Source organism: Streptomyces sp. TAA486 (genome assembly GCF_000426165.1).
Genome location: NZ_KE384504.1, coordinates 68,348 through 93,035 on the forward strand (window position 1 = coordinate 68,348; position 24,688 = coordinate 93,035).

Sequence of the window (24,688 nt, forward strand, 5' to 3'; positions counted from 1 at the left end):
CCGCGCGGGAGCGCGAGGCGTGCTCCCGTCAGTCGGAGAGCAGCTTCGTGGTCCGCGTGTGCTTCTTGAGGTAGGAGTCCCAGCCGCCCTTGGGCCGCTCGCCGACCCCGAGGGTGCGGAGCTTGGCCAGCACCTTGGGGTCCTGCTTGTCGAGCCAGTTGACGAGCTGTCTGAACGAGACGCAGCGCACCTGGCGCTTCTGACAGACCGACTTCATGACGTCCTCGACAGCGTCCATGTAGACGCCGCCGTTCCAGTTCTCGAAGTGATTGCCGATGATCATCGGTGCGCGGTTGCCCTTGTAGGCGCGCTCGAAGCCCTTCATCAGGCCGTCACGCATCTGACGGCCGTAGGCCGCGTGCTTCTCGGACGGTCCATGGACGGTTCCCGACTGGTTCGCCAGGAAGTTGTAGTCCATGGAGAGGGTCTGGAACTTCCTCCCGGGCATGGGGACTTCCTGCAGCGGTACGTCCCAGAGGCCGCCCTTCTTGCCGGGCCAGACCTGGGTCCCGTTGCCACTGGAGTCGTAGCGGAAGCCCATCTGCCGGGCCGCCCGGAGGAGGTTCTCCTGGCCCTGGAGGCAGGGGGCGCGTCCGCCTATGAGTTCCCTGTCGTAGTCGAAGGGAAGAGGGTCCTCGCGCTTGAAGCCAGTGGTCGTCTTCCAGTTCTTCACGAACCACTTGGCCTGGCGTATCTCGCTCTTCCACTGGTCCGCGGACCAGCTGCCGACACCCGCGGGGCCGCAGAAGTGGCCGTTGAAGTGGGTGCCTATCTCGTTCCCCTGGAGCCATGCCTTTCGCACCTCGCGAAGGGTGGCCCGTATGTTCTCGTCCTTGAGGTAGCCGATGTCGGAGGCTCCTACGGAGTGGCCGGGGGGCGAGTAGCGGCGGGACTTGGCCTCGGGGAGGGCGTATATGCCGCTGAGGAAGAACGACTGCGATGCGCCGTAGCGCTTGCCCGCCTTGCGGAACCGCGAGAAGAGCTTCTTGCCGTCCTCGCCTGCTCCGTCCCAGGAGAAGACCACGAACTGCGGCGGCTTCTTGCCCTTGCGGAGCTTGCTGGGGACCGGCTGGTTGGGCTGCCGGCCGGTTATGGAGGTCGAACCGTCCCCGATGACGCGGGCCTGCAGCTCGGGCTTCTCCTCGGGGGCCGAGCGGCCTTGGCCTTCCGGGCTGCGTGTGGTGTCACCGGCACAGCCGCTCATCACTGCAGTGAGCGCCATTCCCGCCGATATACCCACGAGCCACCGTCGCGTGGCTGTCATCGGATCACCTCACCCATGTCGATGTCGCTCCGTAACGGATCAACTCCGGTACGTGACTCAAAACTCGCATCTCGGACAGAGCGGGCAACTCGGGTGAAGCCATGGAGTGATTTCTTCACCCGTCGGGCGCATAGTGAGTCGCACTCACCGAAGCAGCGGCACCGGGTCTTCACGTGCGGCATCACACGCGCCAGGGCGGGCCTCAGTGACGGGCGAGCGCGTCCATGACAGGTCTAAACCAATTTCGCCGCAAGCTCTTGTCACAAGGGCGCGACGGCTGATGAGCTAGGCCCGGAGTCCAAGGTCCCGGCACGATCCGGACCTTGGGCCGGGACACAACAGACACCCTGGGAAAGGGAGATGTCGTGAGCAACGAAAGCCTGGCCAATCTGCTCAAGGAAGAGCGGAGGTTCCCGCCGCCCGCCGATCTGGCTGCTCAGGCCAACGTCACCGTAGCGGCGTACGAGCAGGCGAGGGCTGACCGGCTGGGCTTCTGGGCCGAGCAGGCACGCCGCCTGAGCTGGGGTACTGAGCCGACCGAGACCCTCGACTGGTCCAACCCGCCGTTCGCCAAGTGGTTCAAGGACGGCAAGCTCAACGTCGCGTACAACTGCGTGGACCGGCACGTCGAAGCGGGCAACGGCGACAGGGTCGCCCTGCACTTCGAGGGCGAGCCCGGCGACTCCCGCAGCCTCACCTACGCCGACCTCCAGCGCGAGGTCTCCAAGGCCGCGAACGCGCTGACGGAACTGGGCGTGCAGGCGGGCGACCGCGTCGCCGTCTACCTGCCGATGATCCCGGAGACCGTCGTCGCGATGCTGGCGTGCGCCCGCATCGGCGCCCCGCACTCGGTGGTCTTCGGCGGCTTCTCCGCCGACGCGCTGGCCACCCGCATCGAGGACGCCGACGCCCGCGTCGTCATCACCGCCGACGGCGGCTACCGCAAGGGCGGAGCCAGCGCGCTCAAGCCCGCCGTCGACGAGGCGCTCACCCGGCCCGGTACCGAAAAGGTCCGCAACGTGCTGGTGGTCAGGCGCACCGGACAGGACGACATCGACTGGAACGACGGGCGCGACGTGTGGTGGCACGACGTCGTCGACCGCCAGAGCGACCAGCACACGCCGGAGAACTTCGACGCCGAGCACCCGCTCTTCATCCTCTACACCTCGGGCACCACCGGTAAGCCGAAGGGCATCCTGCACACCACCGGCGGCTACCTGACGCAGGTCGCGTACACCCACCACGCCGTCTTCGACCTCAAGCCGGACCGGGACGTGTACTGGTGCACGGCGGACGTCGGCTGGGTCACCGGCCACTCCTACATCGTGTACGGGCCGCTGGCGAACGGTGCCACCGAGGTGCTCTACGAGGGCACCCCGGACAGCCCGCACAAGGGCCGCTGGTGGGAGATCGTCCAGAAGTACGGCGTATCCCTCCTCTACACCGCCCCGACAGCGATCCGCGCCTGCATGAAGTGGGGAGACGACATCCCGGCCAAGTTCGACCTGTCGTCGCTGCGGATCCTCGGCTCCGTCGGCGAACCGATCAACCCGGAGGCGTGGATCTGGTACCGCCACCACATCGGCGGCGACCGCACGCCCATCGTCGACACCTGGTGGCAGACGGAGACCGGCGGCGTCATGGTCAGCCCGCTGCCCGGCGTCACCGAGACCAAGCCGGGCTCGGCGCAGAGGCCGCTGCCGGGAATCGCCGCGACGGTCGTGGACGACGAGGCCAACGAGGTGCCTGACGGCGGCGGCGGCTACATGGTGCTCACGGAGCCCTGGCCGTCGATGCTGCGCACGATCTGGGGCGACGACCAGCGCTTCCTCGACACCTACTGGTCGCGCTTCCAGAACATGTACTTCGCCGGCGACGGTGCCAAGAAGGACGACGACGGAGACATCTGGCTGCTCGGCCGCGTCGATGACGTGATGCTCGTCTCCGGGCACAACATCTCGACGACCGAGGTCGAGTCGTCGCTCGTCTCGCACCCGAAGGTCGCCGAGGCGGCGGTCGTCGGCGCGACGGACCCGCAGACGACCCAGGCGATCTGCGCGTTCGTCATCCTGCGCGGCTCGGCCAACGCCGAGGACGACGGCCTGGTGGAGGAGCTGCGTGCGCACGTGGCCAAGCAACTCGGCCCGATCGCCAAGCCGAAGAAGATCCTGCCGGTCGCGGAGCTGCCCAAGACCCGCTCCGGCAAGATCATGCGGCGGCTGCTGCGGGACGTCGCGGAGAACCGTGCGCTCGGAGACGTCAGCACACTGACCGACTCCTCCGTCATGGAGCTCATCCAGGACAAGCTGCCGAGCGCGGCGAGCGAGGACTGACCGGCGTACAGCGGTATCAAGGACGTACGGGAGACGTCAGGTCCTTGAGGAGGGGCATCCGGCACCGCCGGGTGCCCCTCCCCCTGTTCTCCCCTGTTCTCACCCACGGATCGCCGCCGGACGTACGCTTCGTCAACACCGGGACCTCCGACGGAGCTTGTCGTAGTGGCCTCCTGGGCACACGTGCCGCACGATGGTCCGGCATGATCGGACGGACGGGGCGGGACGGTCGAAGGCCGATGACCGGGCCTCCGTCCGGGACCGACGCAGAGACGGAGAGGGAGACACGATGAGTTCTGCCGACGACGGCCGCAGTCTCGGCCAGTTGGTGGCGGCTGCCACCGCCGAGCTGTCCGGACTGGTGCACGACGAGATCGCGCTGGCCAAGGCCGAGATCAGGCAGGACGTGAAGCGGGGCATCGTGGGCGGCGGCGCGGCAACGGTCGCCGGGGTGCTGCTGCTCTTCTCGCTGCCCGTCCTGAGCTTCGCCGCGGCCTACGGGATCCACAATCTGGGCCTCGGACTGGCCTGGTCGTTCCTGATCGTGGGGGGCGCGTACATCGTCGTCGCGCTCATCCTTCTGCTGCTTGCGCTGCGGAAGTTCAAGCGGATCAAGCCCCCGGAGAAGTCGATCGCCTCCGCGAAGGAGACGGCCTCGGTGCTCTCGCGCGCCAAGCCGCATCCGCGCACGCGGGCCGTCGCCGCAGAGCAGACCGCTCCCGAACAGAACGGCAGGCGGCCGGAGAAGCAGCCGAAGAGCACCTCGGTCGCGTGAGGCCACGCGACCGGGAGGTGGTGCCCGCACGCCGGACGGTCTCCCGCTTCGCGTCCCCGCGGACGAGCGCGGCATGGACGCCGCCCAGAGTGTGACAGGCTCGGCGGCATGACCCATCCAGCAGGTCCAGCGAACCTGATCCGTCCCGAAGGCCCCTGGACGCACCGGGATGTGGCCGCGAACGGAGCCCGCTTCCACATCGCTGAGATGGGTGACGGACCTCTCGTACTGCTGCTGCACGGCTTCCCGCAGTACTGGTGGACGTGGCGGCACCAGCTGACGGCGCTGGCCGACGCCGGATTCCGTGCCGTTGCGATGGATCTGCGCGGTGTGGGCGGCAGCGACCGGACGCCCCGCGGCTACGACCCGGCCAACCTGGCCCTCGACGTCACCGGTGTCATCCGGTCGCTCGGCGAGGCCGACGCGGCGCTCGTGGGGCACGACTTGGGCGGCTATCTCGCCTGGACCGCCGCCGTGATGCGGCCCAAGCTCATACGGCGTCTCGCCGTCTCCTCGATGCCGCACCCGCGGCGCTGGCGGGCGGCCATGCTGAAGGACATGCGTCAGACCGCGGCCGGCTCCTATGTGTGGGGCTTCCAGCGACCGTTCGTCCCCGAGCGCCAACTCACCGCCAACGGCGGCGAGTTGGTCGGCAAGCTGGTACGTGACTGGGCCGGACCGCGCCTCCTGGAGCAGCCTGACGCGAACGAGGCGGTCGCACGGTACGAGCAGGCGATGTGCGTGCCGTCCACCGCGCACTGCTCTGTCGAGCCCTACCGCTGGCTGGTGCGGTCGATGGCGCGGCCGGACGGCTTCCAGTTCAACCGCCGCATGAAGCGGCCCGTGCGGGTGCCGACGATGCAGATGCACGGCTCGCTGGATCCTGTGCTGCGCACGCGCAGCTCGGCCGGATCGGGGCAGTACGTCGAAGCGCCGTACCGCTGGCGGCTGTTCGACGGCATCGGCCACTGGCCGCACGAGGAGGACCCTGCGGGCTTCTCCGCGGAACTCATCGGCTGGCTCAAGGACCCCGAGCCCGACCGCTGAGCGCATCGCCCGCATACGCCGTCAACACGGGCAACACGTGCCGCGTGCATAGGCGTTTGATGGACCGTCAGACGGTTACGCGCCACGGTACGGGGCAGAGTTCGATGTATGGGCTGGACACACGACTACCGTGACCAGGCAGGTGGCCGCAGCGAGCGGAGGGGACTGATCCCCGGGCAACGCATGTGGCGCTTACGATCCGAGAGACTCGGCGAAGGCACCGAGCCCGGAATTCCCAGTCTGCTCAGCCGAAGAGCACGCTGGGTCGGAGCAAGGTTGCGGCACTCGCGCGGCTGAAGTCGTTCACCCTCCCGCCCCCGCCGCACGTCCTGTATCGCGCGTCGGCGCAGGCTGCGCACCGGCACGCACTCACATCGCGCAACCCTGGCTGTCGGCCTGCCGTTCCGCGGCCCGGCCGCGCCGAGCGTCGCTGCGGACCTCGTCCGCCGTGAGGGCGTACCCCGTACGGGAGTTGTCGAGCGACTTGGCGAAGATGACGCCGTAGACCTTGCCTTGCGGTGTGAGCAGCGGACCGCCCGAGTTGCCCTGGCGGATCGTCGTGTACAGGGAGTAGATGTCGCGGCGGACCCTGTCCCGGTGGTAGATGTCCGGGCCGTCCGCGTCGACCCGGTCCCGTACGCGCGCCGAGCGAACATCGAAGCCGCCGTTCTCCGGGAAGCCCGCGACGATGGCGCCGTCTCCCCGGTCCGCGTCCTTGGGTGCGAACTCGAGCGCGGGGGCTTCGAGCGTCGGAACGTCCAGGACGGCGATGTCACGCTTCGGGTCGTAGAGGACGATCCGCGCGTCATGGATGCGGCCCACGCCGCCCATCTGCACCGTCGGCTCCTTGACGCCGCCCACCACGTGGGCGTTCGTCATCACCCGGTGGCGGCCGAAGACGAAGCCCGTGCCCTCCAGCACCTTTCCGCACCGCGTCGCGCTGCCCACGACCTTTGCGATGCTGCGCCTTGCCTCTGCCGCGACGGGGCTCTTCGCCAGCTTCGGATCGGGCGCGGGCACGGCCCGGATCGGCTCGTTGGAGAAGGGTGAGAAGACCTGCGGGAGCCCGTTCTGCGCGAGCGTCGAGGAGAAGTCGTTGAACCAGCTGTCGGCCTGCGGCGGCAGCACGCGCGAAACCCCCAGCAGCACGCTGGAGTTGCGCACCTCCTTGCTGACCGTCGGCAGCGACGTGCCGGCCAGCGCGGAGCCGATGAACCACGCCACGAGCAGCATCGCCAGCACGTTGACGAGCGCGCCGCCCGTCGCGTCCACGGCTCGTGCGGGCGACCAGGTGATGTGCTGCCGCAGCTTGTTGCCGAGGTGGGTGGTGAACGCCTGGCCCACCGACGCGCAGACGATGACGATGACGACCGCCGCGATCACACCGACCGCCCCGGGCGGAGTGCCGTCCGTCAGTCCGTTCCACAGCGGTGGCAGCACGAGGATCGCGAAGAGTCCGCCGCCCAGAAAACCGGCCACGGACAGGATTCCGACGACGAAACCCTGCCGATAACCGATGACGGCGAACCAGATGGCTGCAAGCAGGAGCACAAAGTCCAGCGCGTTCACGGGAGCCACCGTCTCATGAGGATGGAGGGGGAGGTCCGCCGCGGTCGGTACGAACGCGCGCCGCGGCCCTGGTGAGGCGGCCGACGGGACGGCCGGCGCGCTCCTGAGTCATGCGCTGCGGTCGATCGGGACTCGCCGTTCGCGGTCCCAGGGCTTCTCCCAGCCCGAGTAGTGCAGCAGCCGGTCGATCACCCCCGCCGTGAAGCCCCACACCAGGGCGGGCCCCACGCTGAACGCCGGGCCCGTGTATCCGGAGGGGTGGACAGCCATCGCGCGGTTGTCCGGATCGGTCAGCTCGGAGACAGGGACGGTGAAGACCCGTGCCGTCTCGGCCGGATCCATCGCCGCGACGGGCGTGGGTCGCCGCCACCATGCGAGGACGGGTGTGACGACGAACCCGCTCACCGGGATGTAGAGCGCCGGCAGCGTCGCGAAGATCTGCACGCCTGACGGATCGAGGCCCGTCTCCTCCTCGGCCTCCCGCAGCGCGGCCCGCAGCCGCCCCTCACCATCCGGGTCGCCGTCCTCCGGGTCGATGGCACCGCCGGGGAAGGAGGGCTGGCCGGCGTGCGAGCGGAGGCTGGACGAACGCTCCATGAGCAGCAGTTCAGGCCCCTCGGCTCCCTCACCGAACAGCACGAGCACCGCCGAAGGCCGGCCCGCTCCGTCGGCGGGCGGCAGGAAGCGGCTCAGCTGGCGAGGCTCGACCGAGGCCGCCATCGTGGCGACCGGCGCGAGCCAGCCCGGCAGACCACGGTCGCTGAAGTGGATCCGAGGGCCGGCGGGAGAGTCGTCGCAGGCAGCGGTCGGACGTGAACTGGTCGGTGGACGGGTCACCGGGCGGCCCCGGCGGCGCCGATCCCGTTGCTGCCGTTGGCACCGAGCGGGGGAGCGGGACGCCCCGGGTAGTCGGCCGGTGGCTTCAGGCGCTGGCCCGGCAGTCCGCCCATCTCGTACTTCAGCAGCTTCTTCGCCTTCTCCGGGTCGAGCTCGCCCTCCCCGTACGACGGGCACAGCTCCGCGATGGGGCAGGCACCGCAGGCCGGTTTGCGGGAGTGGCAGATGCGACGGCCGTGGAAGATCGTCCGGTGCGAGAACATCGTCCACTCGCTCTTCGGGATGATCTCGGCGATCTCGGCCTCGACCTTCTCCGCGTCCGTCTGCTCGGTGAGCTTCCAGCGGCGGACGAGACGGCCGAAGTGGGTGTCGACCGTCAGGCCGGGGACGCCGAAGGCATTGCCCAGCACGACGAACGCGGTCTTGCGCCCGACGCCGGGCAGCGACACCAGGTCCTTTATGTTGCCCGGCACCTCACCGTCGAACCTGTCGCGGATAGCCGCCGAGAGGCCGAGCACCGACTTGGCCTTGGCACGGAAGAACCCGGTGGGACGCAGCAGCTCCTCCAGCTTCTCCGGGTCGGCTGCCGCCATGTCCTCGGGAGTGGGGTAGGCGGCGAAGACCGCGGGCGTCGTCTGGTTGACCCGCAGGTCCGTCGTCTGGGCGGAGAGGACCGTGGCGACCAGCAGCTGGAAGGGGTTCTCGAAGTCGAGTTCGGGGTGCGCGTAGTAGTACACCTCGGCCAGCTCACGGTTGATGCGACGGGCACGGCGGACCTTGGCGAGGTGGGACTCGGGCTTCCCGGACGCCTTCTTCGGGGCGGGGCCGGCCTTCTTCGCCGACGTCTTCTGTGCAGTGGCCTTCTTCGAGGCGGTCTTCGCGGACGCGGCTTTTCCGGCCGCCGCCTTGCCGGCCGCGGCCTTCTTCACAGGCTTACCGGCGGCAGCCTTCTTCGCGGGCTCGCCGGTGTTCCCCGCGGCCACCGCCGCATCGGCGGCCGGGGCAGCATCGGACCCCTTTGTCCGGCTTGCCCTGTTGAGGGGCTCCTGTTCGCCCACAGCGGAATCTCCCATCGCGGTCACCCGCACGGCCCCGCTCTGCGTGCGCTCACCGGGGCATCACGGGGGTAACTGACACCCGGCCAGCGTAGAGGGGCCCGCTGACATCCGCCCCGCACGAAGGCAATTCCCGGCCCGATCGGCCCCCTGCCTTCGGGAACGCGGGGGACGTGAGTCAAACTTGTGATTGATCGCACTGTTTCACCGTCCGGCATCATTGGGTTCGATGTCCCCTCGCCCTCACGGACCTGAGGCCGCCCTGGGGCCTGGGGAGACGCCGCCCCTCGGCCCGTGGGAGCCTTGTGAGGCCCCTGGGGACCCCATTGGGCTAGGTCGACAAGGAGAGAACTCGTGGACGACGTTCTGCGGCGCGCCCCGCTCTTCGCGGCGCTCGATGAGGAGCAAGCCGCTGAGCTGCGCGCCTCCATGTCGGAGACCACGCTCGCGCGAAGTGAGGCCCTCTTCCACGAGGGCGACCCGGGCGACCGTCTCTATGTAGTGACCGAAGGGAAGGTCAAGCTCCACCGGACCTCCCCTGACGGCCGGGAGAACATGCTGGCCGTGCTGGGCCCCGGCGAGCTCATCGGCGAGCTCTCCCTCTTCGACCCCGGTCCGCGTACGGCGACGGCCTCGGCCCTGACCGAGGTGAAGCTGCTCGGCCTGGGCCACGGCGATCTCCAGCCCTGGCTGAACGTACGTCCCGAGGTGGCCTCCGCGCTGCTGCGGGCCATCGCCCGCAGGCTGCGCCGCACCAACGACTCGATGTCCGACCTGGTCTTCTCCGACGTCCCCGGCCGCGTCGCGAAGCAGCTGCTCGATCTTTCGCGCCGCTTCGGCGTGCAGTCGGAAGAGGGCATCCACGTCGTGCACGACCTCACGCAGGAGGAGCTGGCGCAGCTCGTCGGCGCGTCCCGCGAGACCGTGAACAAGGCGCTCGCCGACTTCGCGGGCCGCGGCTGGCTGCGGCTGGAGGCCCGTGCGGTGATCCTGCTCGACATCGAGCGGCTGGCCAAGCGGAGTCGCTGAACCGCTGGACCGCTGGAACAACGCGTAAGGGGCGTCCTCTCCGGAGGGCGCCCCTTACGCATGCCGCTGGTGCCGTCGGCCTCCCGCACCGGCCGGACCCCCGGCTATGCCGCGCCCCGTTCCCGAAGGTAGGCGAGCTGTGCGCGTACGGACAGCTCGGCGGCCGGCCACAGCGAACGGTCGACGTCGGCGTACACGTGCCCGACGACCTCCGAGGGCGTGCGATAGCCCTCGCCGACGGCGGTCTCGACCTGGGCAAGACGATCGGCGCGGTGCGCGAGATAGAAGTCGATGACGCCTTGTGCGTCCTCCAGCACCGGTCCGTGCCCCGGCAGCACCGTCGAGACTCCGTCGTCGGCGGTCAGCGATCGCAGGCGGCGCAGGGAGTCCAGATAGTCGCCGAGCCGCCCGTCGGGATGCGCGACGACGGTCGTGCCGCGGCCGAGCACCGTGTCGCCCGTCAGTACCGCCCCCTCGGCGGGCAGGTGGAAGCAGAGCGAGTCCGCAGTGTGCCCGGGCGTGGGCACGACGCGCATCTCCAGCCCGCCCGTGCTCACGACGTCACCGGCGGCCAGGCCCTCGTCCCCCAGGCGCAGCGCGGGATCGAGGGCCCGTACGGATGTGCCGGACAGCTCGGCGAAGCGTGCCGCGCCCTCCGCGTGATCGGGGTGGCCGTGGGTGAGCACCGTCAGGCCGACGCGCTTGCCCAGGCTCTCCGCGGTGTCGATCACGTGGCGCAGGTGGCCCTCGTCGAGCGGTCCGGGGTCGATGACGACGGCGGAATCGGAGTCCGGTTCGGCGACGATCCAGGTGTTGGTGCCGTCCAGCGTCATGGCGGACGGATTGGGCGCGAGGACGCAGTGGGCGCGCGCGGTGGCCTGACCGCTGAGCACACCGCCGCGCGGCTGACCCGGCAGGGAGGCGGCATCCGTCATGTGGGGCCGTCCCCTCCGGCGCCTCGGGTGTCCGCGGTGCCGTCGCCGGCTCCTGCCGCGCCCCCGTCGTCGCCCTCCGGGGCGGGCACCTCGACCCGCTTGGTGAACTCGTCGTGCCCCGGCCAGCTGAGCACCACGTGCCCGCCCTCCATGCGCGCCTTCGCCAGCACCGGGGACAGATCGCGATGTGCGCTCTCGTTCAGCGCCGCGGCCGCCGTCTGGTAGGGCGCCAGCTGCCGCAGCATGGCGATCGTCGGCGGCATCATCAGCAGTTCGCCGCCGTCGTAGCCCGCCGCGGCCTCGTCGGGACGGATCCACACGGAGCGGTCCGCCTCGGTGGAGGCGTTGCGCGTGCGCTGGCCCTCGGGCAGCGCGGCGACGAAGAACCACGTGTCGTAGCGGCGCTTTTCGAACTCCGGTGTGATCCAGCGGGCCCAGGCGCCGAGCAGATCGCTGCGGAGCACCAGCCCGCGGCGCGCCATGAAGTCGGCGAAGGACAGCTCGTGCTCGGCGAGCGCCCTCCGGTCCCGCTCCCAGTCCTCGCCGGTCGTGTCGTCGACGACGCTGGACGCGTCCGGGCCCGCGAGCAGCACGCCCGCTTCCTCGAAGGTCTCGCGGACCGCCGCGCAGACGATGGCCTGGGCGGTGGCCTCGTCCGTGCCGAACCGCATGGCCCACTCCTTGCGGGAGGGCCCGGCCCAGCCCTCGCCCGGCCTGCGGTCGCCGCCGCCCCAGTGCTCGTCGCGCGGATCGACGCCGCCGCCGGGATAGGCGTACGCGCCTCCGGCGAAGGCCATGGACGTACTCCTGCGCAGCATGTGCACCTCGGGACCCTCCGCCGCCCCGCCGCCGTCACGCAGCAGCATGACCGTGGCGGCCAGGCGCGGAGCCACGGGCGTGATCTCGCCCGCGGCCAGGGCGCGGATGCGCTCCGGCCAGTCCCGTGGGTACCACTGACCGTTCGTGGATGACGACATGGACGGATGCTACGGGTCACCTCGCCCCGCGTCGCCGGGTGGTGGCGCTGCTGCCTGCGAAGGCACAGGTCAGGGCTTCGTGAACTCCGTCACCGCACCTGTGCGTTCACCCCGGCCAGTCGGCCAGCTCGACCTGGACCTCGACCTCGACCGGCGCGTCCATCGGCAGTACGGCGACACCGACCGCGCTGCGCGCGTGGACACCCTTGTCGCCGAAGACCTCGCCGAGCAGCTCGCTCGCACCGTTGATCACGGAGGGCTGAGCGGTGAAGTCCGGGGCGGAGGCGACGAACCCGGTGACCTTCACGACCCGTACGACCCGCTCGAGTCCGCCCGCCACCGAGGCGACGGCCGCCAGGGCGTTCAGCGCGCACGTACGCGCCAGGTCCTTGGCCTCCTCCGGGGTGACCTCTCCGCCGACCTTGCCCGTCAACGGCAGCTTGCCGTCGACGAACGGAACCTGGCCGGCCGTGTAGACGTACCGTCCGCTGCGCACAGCGGGAACGTACGCCCCGGCGGGGGTGGCGACTTCGGGCAGCGTGATGCCGAGCTCCGCGAGCCGGGATTCGACGCTGCTCACTGCTTCTCCCGCTTGAGATATGCCACCAGTTGCTCGGAACCGGTCGGGCCCGGGACGACCTGGACGAGTTCCCAGCCGTCCTCTCCCCAGGTGTCCAGGATCTGCTTGGTCGCGTGCACGAGCAGCGGCACTGTCGAGTATTCCCACTTCGTCATGGGGCAGAGGGTAGTCCGTCGCAATGCTGGTTAGGCTCCCGGGAGTGAGCAGGCTGCATGTTGTCACAGGCAAGGGCGGCACCGGCAAGACGACGGTCGCCGCGGCACTCGCGTTGGCCCTGGCCGCCGGAGGGAGGCGCACGCTCCTCGTCGAGGTCGAGGGACGGCAGGGCATCGCTCAACTCTTCGAGACGGAGCCGCTTCCCTACGACGAGCGGAAGATCGCTGTCGCGCACGACGGCGGCGAGGTCCACGCGCTCGCCATCGACCCCGAACGGGCGCTGCTGGACTACCTCCAGATGTTCTACAAGCTGGGCAGCGCCGGACGGGCGCTGAAGAAGCTGGGCGCGATCGACTTCGCGACCACCATCGCGCCCGGCCTGCGGGACGTACTGCTGACGGGTAAGGCGTGCGAGGCCGTACGCCGCCGGGACAAGCACGAACGACGTGTGTACGACGCAGTGGTGATGGACGCGCCGCCGACCGGCCGCATCACCCGCTTCCTCGGTGTGAACGAGGAGGTCGCGGGGCTGGCCAAGGTCGGCCCCGTGCACAACCAGGCCCAGGCCGTGATGCGCGTGCTCAAGTCCCCGGAGACGGCTGTGCACTTGGTGACGCTGCTGGAGGAGATGCCCGTCCAGGAGACCGTCGACGGGGTCGCGGAGCTCCGCGAGGCCGGTCTGCCCGTCGGGGCGGCGCTGGTGAACATGGTGCGGCCGCATCTGCTGGACGAGGAACTGCTGCAGAACGCCGACCGCAGTCCCGGCGGTGAACTGGCCGACGCCCTGGCGCGTGCGGGCCTCGCCCGCGCCGACCGGCTCGTCGAGCCGCTCATCGAACAGGCACACGAGCACGCGCAACGCGTCGCGCTGGAGCAGGAGCAGCGCTCCGCACTGGCGAAGCTGGATATGCCCGTCTACGAACTCGGGCTGCTGCCCGAAGGCGTCGAACTCGCCGGGCTCTACCAGCTCGCGGCGGACCTGCGCGACCAGTTGCCACCACGCCAGGAGACGTCATGACCGAAGGCAGGACGGACACCGGGACGCGTAAGGGCGGCGGCGAGCACACCGCACACGCCGGCAATCCGCTGGCCTCCGAAGTGGCGCTGCGCGTCGACCCGTTGATCGACGACCCGGAGACACGGATCATCGTCTGCTGCGGATCGGGCGGCGTCGGCAAGACGACGACCGCCGCAGCACTGGGCGTCCGTGCGGCGGAGCGCGGCCGGAAGACCGTCGTCCTCACCATCGACCCCGCACGGCGGCTCGCACAGTCCATGGGGCTCACCGAACTGGACAACACCCCGCGTCCCGTTCCGGGCGTCGACGAGACGGCCGGCGGCGAGCTGCACGCCATGATGCTGGACATGAAGCGGACCTTCGACGAGATCGTCGAGGCACACGCGGAGCCCGAGCGCGCACGCGCCATCATGGACAACCCGTTCTACGAGTCGCTGTCGGCGGGCTTCGCGGGGACGCAGGAGTACATGGCGATGGAGAAGCTGGGCCAGCTGCGCTCCGTGGGGGCCTCCCCAGGCCCGGAGGGCCGAGGGGAACAGTGGGACCTCATCATCGTGGACACTCCGCCGTCGCGCTCCGCGCTGGACTTCCTGGACGCGCCGAAGCGGCTGGGCTCGTTCCTGGACGGCCGGTTCATCAGGATGCTCATGGCGCCGGCGAAGGCGGGCGGGCGGGCCGGGATGAAGGTCGTCAATCTGGGCATGGCCGGGCTGTCGATGTTCACCGGGGCGCTCAACAAGCTTCTCGGTACGGGGCTGTTGCGTGACGTGCAGACGTTCGTGGCCGCGATGGACACCATGTTCGGCGGCTTCCGTACACGTGCGGACGCCACCTACAAGCTGCTTCAGGCGCCCGGAACCGCGTTCCTCGTGGTGGCGGCCCCGGAGCGGGACGCGCTGCGCGAGGCCGCGTACTTCGTGGAGCGCCTGGCCGAGGAGCAGATGCCGCTGGCCGGGCTCGTGCTCAACCGCGTGCACGCCAGCGGTGCCTCGGTGATCGGCGCGGAGCGGGCGCTGGCCCTCGCGGAAAATCTTGAAGACGGCGGCATTGTCGATCGAGGGCACGGGAAGGGAAGGGGACACAGCGCCCATTCCCCCGGGCGTGGCTCGTCGGACGCCACCGTCGCGGACGAGCACCTGGAAACCGGAGAGGATGCCGTCCCGGACTCCACCCTGCGGCCCGAATCCGCAGAGGAGTCGACGGGACGGGACGGGCATTTCGGTCAGACGGAGCAACTTGCCGCCGCGCTGCTGAGGTTGCATGCCGAACGCATGCGCCTGCTGAGCCGCGAGCGGCGCACGCGCGACCGCTTCGCCGCGCTCCACCCAGAGGTGCCGGTGGCCGAAGTGGAGGCGCTGGCCGGCGACGTGCACGACCTGGCCGGGCTGCGCACGATCGGTGAGCTGCTCGCCAACGGGCCGCAACTTCTGGACGCGCCGGGCCGACCGCCTGCGGCCTGATCCCCCGAACCGTGCTTGATCCCCGAACCGTGCTTGATCCCCGATCCGTGCTCACCTGCCGCGGGTGCCGGTTCTCTTCCGGCGTCCGTGAGGCGTGAGGCGGTCAACGAGGCCGCGGGAACGCACTTCCGTCGCGTGGGTCACAGAGCCCGCAAGAGAACCGTGCCCTGCACTCACACGCAGCAGCGATACGCGGAATGCCCGTACTTGCCGTATCGCCGCGACGTACCCGCGCGGTGCGCTGCGCACATCGAACGGGCATGGCCTTGTTCAGGCATGGCGGTGTACAGGCGTGCAGAGACGGCATAACGCCCGGCGTTCAGCTCAGCAGGCAGCACAGAGCCGCGCGCCGCACCTCCCGCCCGGGAGTTCATCGACCCGAGCGGTACGAGCGGTGCGTCGCGGCACGTCGGGCAGCAGGAGTGGGAGCCCGCGGGAAGCGTGTGGTGCGAGTGACCCCCGCGGTACGCGCATGGCACGGCGGTGCGTCGGCACCGCTCAACTGCCTTACGGCCAGCGGCAGTGCCGCCGTTACGCCGTTACGCCGTTACGTACCGGATCACCCGTGAGGCGTGACTCACCCCGCCGCCGCGTAGTCCTTCACCGCGTTGACGGCGTAGTCCTTCGCCTCCTCGAGGTCCAGAGGCAGAACTCCGCCCGTGTCACGCTCGTACTCCATGCGTGCCGTCTCGAGCAGCCGGCGCCAAGAAGTGACCAGGGGCCGGCGGCGCAGCAACGCCCTCCGCTCCCTCTCGGTCATCCCGCCCCAGACACCGAACTCAACGCGGTTGTCCAGAGCGTCCGCCAGACACTCGGTGCGCACGGGGCACCCTGTGCAAACGGCCTTGGCGCGGTTCTGAGCCGCACCTTGCACGAACAGTTCATCCGGATCGGTAGTGCGGCAGGCTGCCTGCGCACTCCAGTCGGTTACCCAGCCCATAGCCGGCGCCGTCCTCTCCCGAATCGAGGCTCCCCCACGGCGGCAAGCGGCATATTCGCCGTTGCCAGTTCGAGACGTTACGGAAGGCAGGCAGGGTGCAACACCCCCAGCGGGCCCAATCTTGAATGGCCCGAACGGACTATGCGTGCGCAACAAGTAACCCACCGGAGTGAGCCGGTAACAACCTGGACTCAACTTGAGCTCAAGTCGGGGCGACTTGACAGCCACTTGGGCTCAAAGTTGGGCCTTCGGGACAACACAGGAGTTCACGGCGGTACGGCGGGGAGGAACTTGCCGGGCACATCACGACACTTGGCGCTCTTCCGGACAAGCCTCATCACTCACAGGAGTGAGTGGATAGGCCGCAGAGGAACGAAGCCACAGTGACGGTGTGAGGTTCGATGCGTACGCCAGCTTAGGTGAACTGAGGGTCCCCTGTCCGGCAATTGAGAACGTAGGCTGACCGCCATGGTGATGAAGAGTGCCGGCGGTGGTGAGTCCGCGTTCCAGCAGGGCGCCAAGTTCCTCGGCGTCAGCGTGCTGGCGGGCGCGGTGCTCGCAGGGCTGGCGCTGCCGGCGGTCGGCAGCCTCGGGCTCGTCACCAAGAACACGGTCCAGGGCTTCGACGAGCTCCCCGCGAACCTCAAGCGTCCGCCGCTGAGTCAGCGCACAACGGTCCTCGATTCGGAGGGCGGTGAGATCGCCAAGATCTACTCGCGTGACCGCACCGTCGTCGGCCTCTCCGACATCTCACCTTCCATGCGCAAGGCGATCGTCGCGATCGAGGACGCACGCTTCTACAAGCACGGTGCCGTCGACCTGAAGGGCATCCTGCGCGCACTCAACCGCAACGCGCGCAACGGCGAGGTCGAGGAAGGCGCCTCGTCGCTCACGCAGCAGTACGTGAAGAACGTCTTCGTGGAGGAGGCCGGCGACGACCCCGACAAGGTCGCCCAGGCCACCCAGCAGACGGTCGGCCGGAAGATCAAGGAACTCAAGTACGCGATCCAGGTCGAGGAGAGCCTCGGCAAGAAGAAGATCCTCGAGAACTACCTCAACATCACCTTCTTCGGGCAGCAGGCCTACGGGGTCGAGGCCGCCGCGCAGCGCTACTTCTCCAAGTCGGCCAAGGACCTCGACGTTCACGAGTCGGCCCTGCTGGCCGGGCTCGTGCAGTCCCCGGCCCGGTACGACCCGGTGCAGAACGAGGACGCTGCCAAGAAGCGGCGTGACACCGTGATTTCGCGCATGGAGGCCCTCGGCCGCATCTCCGCCGAAGAGGCGCGCGAGGCGAAGGACAAGCCGCTCGGCCTCGAGATGAGCAAGCCCCGCAACGGCTGCATCACCGCCTCGCACGGTGCCGGCTTCTTCTGCGACTACGTACGCGAAGTGGTCCTGAAGGACCCGGCCTTCGGCAAGACGGACAAGGCACGCGCCAAGCGGTGGAACCGTGGCGGCCTGACGATCAGGACCACGCTCGACCCGAAGGCGCAGAAGTCCGTCGAAGCCTCGGTCAAGGACCACGTGAACAAGTCGGACAAGGTCGCGACCGCCTCCTCCATAGTCGAGCCGGGCACCGGCAAGATCCTGGCGATGGGTCAGTCCCGGCCGTACGGCTTCGGTGAGAACGAGACCCAGATCAACCTGTCCGTGGACAACGACATGGGCGGTGGCGCCGGTTACCAGCCCGGCTCGACCTTCAAGCCGGTCATCGCGGCGGCCGCGCTCGAGCGCGGTATGAGCGTGTACAAGAAGTACCCCTCGCCGTACAAGATGCAGTACCCCTCGCCGGTGCAGACGTGCGGAGGCCAGTGGAACGGCAGCGCCCCCGTCGAGAACGAGAACAAGAGCGAAGTGGGTCCGTACGAGATGAAGGAGGCCACCGCCAAGTCGGTGAACACCTACTTCGTCTCCCTCATCAGCGAAACCGGCGTCTGCCCCGTCACGGAGATGGCCGGGAAGATGGGCATCGAGCGGGCCGACGGCAAGGAGATCGACCAGGTCCCCTCCATCACCCTCGGGACGCAGGAGATGTCACCGCTGACGATGGCAGCGGGGTACGCCACCTTCGCCAACCGTGGAGAGCACTGCACTCCCGTGGCGGTGGAGTCGATCACCGACGCGCGCGGCAGGAAACTGCCGGTGCCGAAGACCGAGTGCGAGCGCGCGATGAGCCAGCGCACCGCCGACACCGTCAACTCGCTGCTGAGGGGCGTCGTCGAGGACGGTACGGGCAAGAAGGCCGGACTGAGCGGGCGGGACAGCGCGGGGAAGACCGGCACCACGGATCAGCGCTATGCGGCCTGGTTCGTGGGCTACACGCCGAACATGTCCGGTGCGGTGTGGGTCGGGGACCCGGCGCACAAGACACAGATGACGAACATCTCGATCGGCGGGAACTACTACGACAAGGTCTTCGGCGGCGAAGTGCCGGGCCCCATCTGGCGCGACGCCATGGCGGGCGCCCTGGAGGGCAAGCCGGCCCCGCGCTTCAACCTGATTCCGATCGACGACGACAAGGGCAAGGGCCGCGACAAGCCCAAGCCGCCCGACGACGATTCGCCGTGGCCGGACATCACGCTGCCGCCGGACTTCATCGGCGGCGGAGGCAACGGCGGTGCCGACTCCGGAGCCACGACCGGCCAGAACGGCGGCGCGAACGGAGGCCCCGGCGGTGCCGACGCAGGCGGGGCCAACGGCGGCGGCAACCCGTTCGGGGGGCGCAGCGGTGGCAGCGGCGGGCGCTTCGGCGGGACCGGCGGCTTCTAGCCGGGGGTCGGCGGCGCGCTGACCGTGACGACGGGGTCGGGGTGCGGGCCTGGGGCTCGACGGGCACCCGGGCCCGGTGGCCTGGGGTCCCCGCGCATCCGGAGGCGGCTCCTCACCACGCACCCTGCACTGGCCTGCACGCTAGGGGGCGCTCCAGGGGAGCACCACCCTTCGCGCGTCCGTCACCTGTCCGTCGGACGGGTACGGGCCGCCCGGCTCGACTGCGTCCGGGCAGGCAGCGGTGACGAGGCCGGAGTCAGCCTTACGCCAGCCGCTTCTTGACCGCCGCCGCCACGCGGCCGCCCTCGGCACGTCCCTGCACCTTCGGGTTGACGATCTTCATGACGGCGCCCATCGCGCGCGGGCCCTCAGCCCCCGCGGCCTGCGCCTCCGCGACGGCCTCGCCGACCAGTGCGTCCAGCTCCTCGTCCGTCAGCTGCTTCGGCAGGTAGTCGGCGAGCACCTCGCCCTCGGCGCGCTCCCGGTCGGCCTGCTCTCCGCGGCCGCCGTCGGCGAACGCCTCCGCCGCCTCGCGACGCTTCTTCGCCTCGCGCGTGATCACCTTCTGGACCTCGTCGTCCGACAGCGCGCGTGCGGACTTCCCGGCGACCTCCTCCTTGGTGATCGCGGCGAGGGTCATGCGGAGGGTCGCCGAGCGCAGCTCGTTGCGCTCCTTGATCGCTGCCGTCAGGTCGTTCTGCAGCCGGGACTTGAGCGTAGTCATAGCGTTTTCGTGTCCTCCTGAGAATCCGGCGCCCATCATCTCGCACACGGCGCGGGGGCACCCGCCCTTGCGGCGCCCGCGGCAGCACGTACGGACGTGCCGTCGGCGGCCGCAGTCACCGGCGTTGGGCATCGGGTGCGCGCACGGGCACGGAGTGCGAGGGGAACGAGAGTTCTGCGACCATGGTCCGATGCGCGCGCGATACGGACTCCCCCTCACCCTGACGGCACTCGGCGCGGCCTGCGTGGGCTACGCGGCGCTCGTCGAACCCCGCTCGTTCCGGCTGCGGCGGGTGACCGTCCCCGTGCTGCCGCAGGGCATGCCGTCACTGCGCGTCCTGCATATCGCAGACATCCACATGGTCAGCGGGCAGAGCAAGAAGCAGCGCTGGCTGCGGTCGCTCGCCGGCCTGCACCCCGACTTCGTGATCAACACGGGCGACAACCTCTCGGACCCGGAGGCCGTGCCCGAGGTCCTGGACGCGCTGGGCCCGCTCATGGAGTTCCCCGGCGCGTACGTGTTCGGCTCCAACGACTACTACGGCCCGAAGCTTCGCAACCCCGCGCGCTACCTGCTGGAGAAGGCCAGCGGACGCCACGGCCTCAACGGGAACGCCCCGGCCGTCGGCGCCGTCCACAACCCGTGGGAGGGCATGCGCGACGCCTTCGACGCGGCGGGGTGGGTCGGCCTCAGCAACACCCGTGGCCGGCTCAAGCTGGACGGCGGCCAGGAGATCGCCCTCACCGGGCTGGACGACCCGCACATCAAGCGCGACCGCTACAACGCCGTCATCGGCGGCCCCGAGCAGGACGCGGACTTCTCGCTCGCGCTCGTCCACGCCCCGTATCTGCGCTCCCTGGACGCCTTCACCGCGGACGGCTACCCGCTGATCCTCGCCGGGCACACCCACGGGGGGCAGCTGTGCGTCCCGTTCTACGGCGCCCTCGTGACCAACTGCGACCTGGACACGGACCGCGTCAAGGGCCTCTCGACCCACGTCGCCGGCGGCAACCGCTCGTACCTCCACGTCTCGGCGGGCTGCGGCGCCAACCGATACACGCCGGTGCGGTTCGCGTGCCCGCCGGAGGCGACGTTGCTGACGCTGACGGCGCGCGACTGAAGGGGCCGCGACCCAGGGGCCGGGGGGCTCGCGTGTCGCCCGCCGGGGCGTGGGGGCGGCCGGCAGCGCGACCGCCACGTACCGGTCACGACGACCCCGGTCGGGCCTGTTCGGGGCGCTCGTAGCACGTAAACCGGATTTCGCCTCAGCGTCCGGCTGGGCTAGAGTGGTGCGCGTTGCTTCGGGGTGTGGCGCAGCTTGGCAGCGCGCTTCGTTCGGGACGAAGAGGTCGTGGGTTCAAATCCCGCCACCCCGACAGAGAAATTCCAGGTCAGGGCCGGTTTCCCTCACGGGAGACCGGCCCTGACTCGTTGTCGGTGGTCTCTGGGGAGTGAGCGGGGAGTGGATCAGGGAATTCACTCCCGAGGCATCATCCCTGACGCACCCTCAACAAGAGCTCGAGTGCGCGCCCCGGGGACCGCGAATGCAGGCCAGCGTGCGTCCAACGCCTCTCACTATTCGATCAGCGCGTCATGAGCCGATTCCTCATCTGGCTTTGTCGAGCTCTGGGAACAGCATTCGTCGATGGGTTCCGGAGTCAGTTGGTGATCACTCGGCCTTGTGTTGTCGAGGAGAACTGACGGCGCTGCCGTGGGAGCGGCGGAAAAGGGGAAGGCGAGAACCAACGAGGCGCTGGCACGATGTCCGTCCTGCTCAATGCCCGAGGGGAGAGGACCCACCGACCATGCCTCGTGCCATCACTTTGATCCGCTCCGCCTCTCTGTCCGACGTCGCCGAGTATGCCTACGCGGCCACGGCGCCAGCCGAGTCACGCCTGATCTTCCTCGCCGGCGCGTGCCCGCTGAACGATGACGGCTCCACTGCGGCGATCGGGGACTACGCGGGTCAGGCGGTGAAGGCCATCGAGAACATGCAGGCCGCTCTTGCTGCCTCGGGTGCGTCGCTCCAGGACGTCATCAGCACCAGGGTCCTCGTCGCATCGGCCCAGCAGGAGGACCTCGTGGCTGCCTGGGAGGTAGTCCGGGACTCGTTCGCTGACCATGACGTCCCCAGCACCTTGATGGGCGTCACCGTGCTCGGCTACCAGGACCAACTCGTCGAGATCGAGGCCGTCGCCGCCGTGCTCGATTCTTGAGCCCGCCGACGCGCTGTGGCTGCATGACCAGCGCTCCTCCACCAAGAGCACCAGACCCTGCATCAGTCCCCCGCGTGCTCCGGAGTGAGACGCTTCCTGTTCGACATGTTGTGGCCGGTCTCCCCGCCCGCGACCGCGAGCGACGGAATGACTCTCACAGCGACCGGTCCGAAGGCGCGGGGTCAGCCCGCCCCGCCGTCGAGCAGCCAGTTGTAGCGCAGCCGGAGCGCCCGCTCCGTGCTGGCCGCCACAGTACCGAGCCCGATGATGATGTTGCCCCATGCCGGTAGATCAATGGGCGAGGTGAAGGTCCCGACGTACTGGGCGACGCCCTCCGGCGCCCTGGTGACCTGTTCGGCGAGCTGAAGGATCAGGAGAGCCAGGCCGATGGCGAGCACGATCGACGTGAGGAAACCGATCCAGCGGCTCAGGGCGGGGTGCGCGCGATCGAGGCGCGCGCGGCGCCCCTCGGCGGAGGCGGGGTCCGGGGTGAGTTGGTGCTCGGCGCCCTCGACGGTGACGTAGTGGCAGCGCTTGAGCCCGAAGGTGCTCGCCCTTACTTCGACGGTGCCGCCCTGGACGGGGAAGACGGCAGGGACTCTGGACTCGGCGTGATGCCTGCCATCGAGGTACAGGTGGGCTTTGACGTAGCCATCCGACTGCTTCTGATGCTTTACGTCGACGGCGTAGACCGTCCGTCGGCCGTCGTCGTTCATCAGCCGAAGATGGAACAGTGCGCGGGAAAGCATCTGCCACCAGCGGAAAGGCTTCAGCGCTCGCCCGTCCCCGGGCTTGACCCGCCTCACAGCCCGACGCTGCCGCAATGCCTGGAACATGCCTCAGCCCCTCCCGCTACTCGGTCGGTTCCGCCGGGCAGGCAAGATCCTGCGCCGGCCGCTGCCCGGTGGTCAGGAACGCCGTCACCGCGTCTTTCGCGCACGTGTTGGGGCCGAACGGATAGACACCGTGCCCGCCCTGGTCGGCCGTCACCATCGTGGCCCGCTTCCCGAACGCCCGCCGCAGCTCCTGGGCGCCGGCCAGCGGCGTCCCCGGGTCGCGCTCGTTCTGCACCATGAGCACGTTCGACGGGCCCCGGTCGCCGATGCGCACCGGCGGCTCGACCCGCTTGTCCGGCCAGAACGCGCACGGTCCGATGCCGGCCGAGGATCCGCCCAGCATCGGGTACTTCTGCCGGTCGGCCGCGACATTTCGCTGATACTCCCGGATCGTCTCCGGCCAGCGTGAATCACCACAGAGCACGAAGAAGCGGGCAGACATGAAGTTCTCCATGTTTTCCATCACCGGCGGCGTGTTGGGCGGCAACGGCCGGTCCTTGTCGAGCGCCTGCCACATCTCGGCCACCAGAGGCATATCCGCATCGCTGTAGAGGCGGTCGAAGGTGATCCCGCGGAACAATGTCGCGTCGATGCCCCGGACCGGTTTCACCTCCAGCCGCTTCGCGAGGTCGAAGAACTTCGCAGTCACCTGCTCCGGTGTGGTGCCCAGACCGTATTCGGGGTGCGCGGCGGCGAACGCCGCGAAGTCCGGGAAACGATCCTCCATTCCACGGGCGAGCGACCGCATGGCCGTGACGTCGTAACCGCCGGGGCCCAGGTTGCTGTCGAGCACGATCCGGTCGCTGCGCTTCGGGAACAGCGTCGTGTACACCGCCCCGAGGTAGCTGCCGTAGGACCCGCCGAGGTACGAAAGCTTCGGCTCGCCCAGCGCCGCCCGGATCCGGTCCATGTCGCGCGCGGTGTTCGCGGTGGTGGTGTGTGGCAGCATCCATGCGCTCCGCGAGGTGTCGCACTGCTTGGCGATGGTCCGCGCGTTCTTCGCCTCCAGCGCGACATCGCCCGCGGTGTGCGCGTACGGCGGAAGGTTGCCGCGTTTCTGCTGTTCCGGCGTCAGATCGCAGGTAACCGGCGTGCTGCGGCCGACGCCACGCGGGTCGAAGCCGATCACGTCGTAGGAGTCCTGCACTTTCTGCGGCAGTTGTGAGGCGGCGAGAGCGGCCGGGTAGCCGAGTCCTGAGATGCCGGGGCCGCCCGGATTGGTCAGCAGCACGCCGCGGCGCTGCGACGGTTTCTTGCTCGCCAGCCGGGATATTGCGATCTCGATCTGACGGCCGTCCGGATTCCGGTAGTCCAGGGGGACCTTGAGTGTCGAACACTCCAGACGAGATGAGGCGGCCTTGCGGGGTGAGTCGGCCTTCTCCGAGCACGAGCCCCACCGCACGGCGTCCGGCGTCGCCACCGCCGTGTCCGGCGTCGCCACCCACACTCCCGGAAACACGGTCGCGGCCACCGCGGTGGCGGCGAGGGCGAGGGACAGGGTTCTGCGCATCTGATGTCCTCCTGAAGGGGCGCACGGGGGCGCCGGAACGGGCGGGTTCGGGACGGCCCCGCCGCCGGCCGTTCACGCGGACCGGAGCGTCGGTCTGGGCGGGGTTGTAGAGGCCGGGGTTGTAGAGGCCGGGGTTGGCCAGGCTGAGCGCGCGCACGGCGAAGTCCTCTCTCCGGGGCGCGTCGGCGCACATGCCGTAGGAGCGCACCCGTGGCCCCGGATGTCGTGAGGCCGCTCCTCGGCCGTGGATTCGCCCGGGATCAGCGGCCCGCTCGATGGCCGGTTTCTGGCGGGTGTGCGCCCAGCCACCAAACACCGCTCCGAAGAACGCGATGAATCCCAGGAGAATCATCTGGCCGGTAAGCCCGCCGGAGACCCATGTGAAGATGCCGCACAGAGGCTCGGAGTCCTGGTTGAACAATCCGCGGATCACCGCTCGGGCGGACAGGGCTGTGATCACCATGCCGGTCGCCTCAAGGGCCCATACAGCCGCCCTTGCGCATCGCGTTTCTCCGTCTCGTGTCCGGTTGTCTCGGCACGTGGACGAGTCTTTCGGTTCGGCGCGGCCGGCACATCCGCCCGGCGTCCCGAACCGTCTTCGACCCATGGCGAGGCGGTGATTCGACTCTGGTCCAAGGGCACATCAGCCCCGGGTCTG

The 24,688-nt window shown here is 69.5% G+C and carries 21 protein-coding genes and 1 tRNA gene; 10 read left to right on the forward strand and 12 right to left on the reverse strand.

The features are described from left to right. Positions 1 to 28 precede the first annotated feature (28 nt). Complete coding sequence (locus tag I004_RS0130010; RefSeq protein WP_037978476.1) at positions 29 to 1,222, reverse strand: lipoprotein; 1,194 nt, start codon at positions 1,220 to 1,222, stop codon at positions 29 to 31. A 407-nt stretch (positions 1,223 to 1,629) separates the two neighbouring features. Between I004_RS0130010 and acs the strand changes: the two genes are divergently transcribed. From acs to I004_RS0130025, 3 genes are all read left to right on the forward strand, one after another. Next, a complete protein-coding gene (gene acs / locus I004_RS0130015) occupies positions 1,630 to 3,597 on the forward strand; it encodes an acetate--CoA ligase (protein ID WP_028438496.1) in 1,968 nt (655 codons plus the stop codon). A 289-nt stretch (positions 3,598 to 3,886) separates the two neighbouring features. Beyond that, the gene (locus tag I004_RS0130020; protein WP_028438497.1) at positions 3,887 to 4,372 is read left to right on the forward strand and encodes a phage holin family protein; all 486 of its coding nucleotides are present in this window, start codon (positions 3,887 to 3,889) and stop codon (positions 4,370 to 4,372) included. Positions 4,373 to 4,480: 108 nt separating this feature from the next. Continuing rightward, on the forward strand, positions 4,481 to 5,419 hold the full coding sequence (locus tag I004_RS0130025; protein WP_028438498.1) for an alpha/beta fold hydrolase: 939 nt from the start codon (positions 4,481 to 4,483) through the stop codon (positions 5,417 to 5,419). A 369-nt stretch (positions 5,420 to 5,788) separates the two neighbouring features. Here I004_RS0130025 and I004_RS0130030 read toward each other — a convergent pair whose 3' ends face one another. The 3 genes from I004_RS0130030 to nth all read right to left on the reverse strand — a co-directional run bounded on the left by I004_RS0130030 (position 5,789) and on the right by nth (position 8,898). After that, complete coding sequence (locus tag I004_RS0130030; RefSeq protein ID WP_028438499.1) at positions 5,789 to 6,988, reverse strand: MarP family serine protease; 1,200 nt, start codon at positions 6,986 to 6,988, stop codon at positions 5,789 to 5,791. A gap of 108 nt (positions 6,989 to 7,096) precedes the next feature. Then, positions 7,097 to 7,708: an NUDIX hydrolase gene (locus I004_RS0130035; RefSeq protein WP_051345645.1), complete on the reverse strand. Its 612-nt coding sequence runs from the start codon at positions 7,706 to 7,708 to the stop codon at positions 7,097 to 7,099. Between the two features lie 113 nt (positions 7,709 to 7,821). Then, positions 7,822 to 8,898, reverse strand: a complete 1,077-nt coding sequence (nth, locus tag I004_RS37060) for an endonuclease III (RefSeq protein WP_078511937.1) — start codon at positions 8,896 to 8,898, stop codon at positions 7,822 to 7,824. Between the two features lie 336 nt (positions 8,899 to 9,234). Here nth and I004_RS0130045 point away from each other — a divergent pair, with 336 nt between their 5' ends. Next, positions 9,235 to 9,909: a Crp/Fnr family transcriptional regulator gene (locus I004_RS0130045; RefSeq protein WP_028438501.1), complete on the forward strand. Its 675-nt coding sequence runs from the start codon at positions 9,235 to 9,237 to the stop codon at positions 9,907 to 9,909. A 104-nt stretch (positions 9,910 to 10,013) separates the two neighbouring features. On the opposite strand, the gene I004_RS0130050 is transcribed toward I004_RS0130045, so the two are convergent. From I004_RS0130050 to sp36, 4 genes are all read right to left on the reverse strand, one after another. Beyond that, positions 10,014 to 10,844 (reverse strand): MBL fold metallo-hydrolase, encoded by an 831-nt coding sequence (locus I004_RS0130050; RefSeq protein ID WP_028438502.1) that lies wholly within the window; start codon positions 10,842 to 10,844, stop codon positions 10,014 to 10,016. After that, the gene (locus I004_RS0130055; protein ID WP_028438503.1) at positions 10,841 to 11,821 is read right to left on the reverse strand and encodes an NUDIX hydrolase; all 981 of its coding nucleotides are present in this window, start codon (positions 11,819 to 11,821) and stop codon (positions 10,841 to 10,843) included. The genes I004_RS0130050 and I004_RS0130055 overlap by 4 nt, the downstream gene beginning before the upstream one ends. A gap of 106 nt (positions 11,822 to 11,927) precedes the next feature. Beyond that, a complete protein-coding gene (locus I004_RS0130060; RefSeq protein WP_028438504.1) occupies positions 11,928 to 12,401 on the reverse strand; it encodes a RidA family protein in 474 nt (157 codons plus the stop codon). Beyond that, the gene (sp36, locus tag I004_RS39290; RefSeq protein ID WP_106965479.1) at positions 12,398 to 12,556 is read right to left on the reverse strand and encodes a Sp36 family protein; all 159 of its coding nucleotides are present in this window, start codon (positions 12,554 to 12,556) and stop codon (positions 12,398 to 12,400) included. The genes I004_RS0130060 and sp36 overlap by 4 nt, the downstream gene beginning before the upstream one ends. 44 nt (positions 12,557 to 12,600) lie before the next feature. Here sp36 and bagA point away from each other — a divergent pair, with 44 nt between their 5' ends. Together bagA and bagB are read left to right on the forward strand one after the other, a co-directional pair. Continuing rightward, a complete protein-coding gene (gene bagA, locus I004_RS0130070) occupies positions 12,601 to 13,575 on the forward strand; it encodes an ATPase BagA (protein ID WP_028438505.1) in 975 nt (324 codons plus the stop codon). Then, positions 13,572 to 15,035 (forward strand): ATPase BagB, encoded by a 1,464-nt coding sequence (bagB, locus tag I004_RS37065; protein ID WP_078511938.1) that lies wholly within the window; start codon positions 13,572 to 13,574, stop codon positions 15,033 to 15,035. The genes bagA and bagB overlap by 4 nt, the downstream gene beginning before the upstream one ends. 577 nt (positions 15,036 to 15,612) lie before the next feature. On the opposite strand, the gene I004_RS0130080 is transcribed toward bagB, so the two are convergent. Next, positions 15,613 to 15,975, reverse strand: coding sequence for a WhiB family transcriptional regulator (locus tag I004_RS0130080; protein WP_028438506.1), 363 nt, complete (start codon positions 15,973 to 15,975; stop codon positions 15,613 to 15,615). A 468-nt stretch (positions 15,976 to 16,443) separates the two neighbouring features. Here I004_RS0130080 and I004_RS0130085 point away from each other — a divergent pair, with 468 nt between their 5' ends. Continuing rightward, positions 16,444 to 18,744 (forward strand): transglycosylase domain-containing protein, encoded by a 2,301-nt coding sequence (locus I004_RS0130085; RefSeq protein WP_028438507.1) that lies wholly within the window; start codon positions 16,444 to 16,446, stop codon positions 18,742 to 18,744. Positions 18,745 to 19,006: 262 nt separating this feature from the next. On the opposite strand, the gene I004_RS0130090 is transcribed toward I004_RS0130085, so the two are convergent. Beyond that, entirely contained in the window at positions 19,007 to 19,468 is a 462-nt protein-coding gene (locus tag I004_RS0130090) for a GatB/YqeY domain-containing protein (protein ID WP_028438508.1), read from the reverse strand. Positions 19,469 to 19,658: 190 nt separating this feature from the next. Between I004_RS0130090 and I004_RS0130095 the strand changes: the two genes are divergently transcribed. The 3 genes from I004_RS0130095 (at position 19,659) to I004_RS0130105 (ending at position 21,684) form a co-directional block, all read left to right on the forward strand. Further along, a complete protein-coding gene (locus tag I004_RS0130095) occupies positions 19,659 to 20,588 on the forward strand; it encodes a metallophosphoesterase (RefSeq protein WP_028438509.1) in 930 nt (309 codons plus the stop codon). A 182-nt stretch (positions 20,589 to 20,770) separates the two neighbouring features. Beyond that, a tRNA-Pro gene (locus tag I004_RS0130100) sits at positions 20,771 to 20,844 on the forward strand. 429 nt (positions 20,845 to 21,273) lie between these two features. Further along, positions 21,274 to 21,684, forward strand: coding sequence for a Rid family hydrolase (locus I004_RS0130105; protein ID WP_028438510.1), 411 nt, complete (start codon positions 21,274 to 21,276; stop codon positions 21,682 to 21,684). A 182-nt stretch (positions 21,685 to 21,866) separates the two neighbouring features. On the opposite strand, the gene I004_RS0130110 is transcribed toward I004_RS0130105, so the two are convergent. Further along, complete coding sequence (locus I004_RS0130110) at positions 21,867 to 22,520, reverse strand: hypothetical protein (RefSeq protein WP_028438511.1); 654 nt, start codon at positions 22,518 to 22,520, stop codon at positions 21,867 to 21,869. A gap of 16 nt (positions 22,521 to 22,536) precedes the next feature. Further along, positions 22,537 to 24,030 carry an alpha/beta hydrolase gene (locus I004_RS0130115; RefSeq protein ID WP_028438512.1) on the reverse strand — a complete coding sequence of 498 codons (1,494 nt, stop codon included), beginning with the start codon at positions 24,028 to 24,030 and terminating at the stop codon, positions 22,537 to 22,539. Between the last annotated feature and the right edge of the window lie 658 nt (positions 24,031 to 24,688).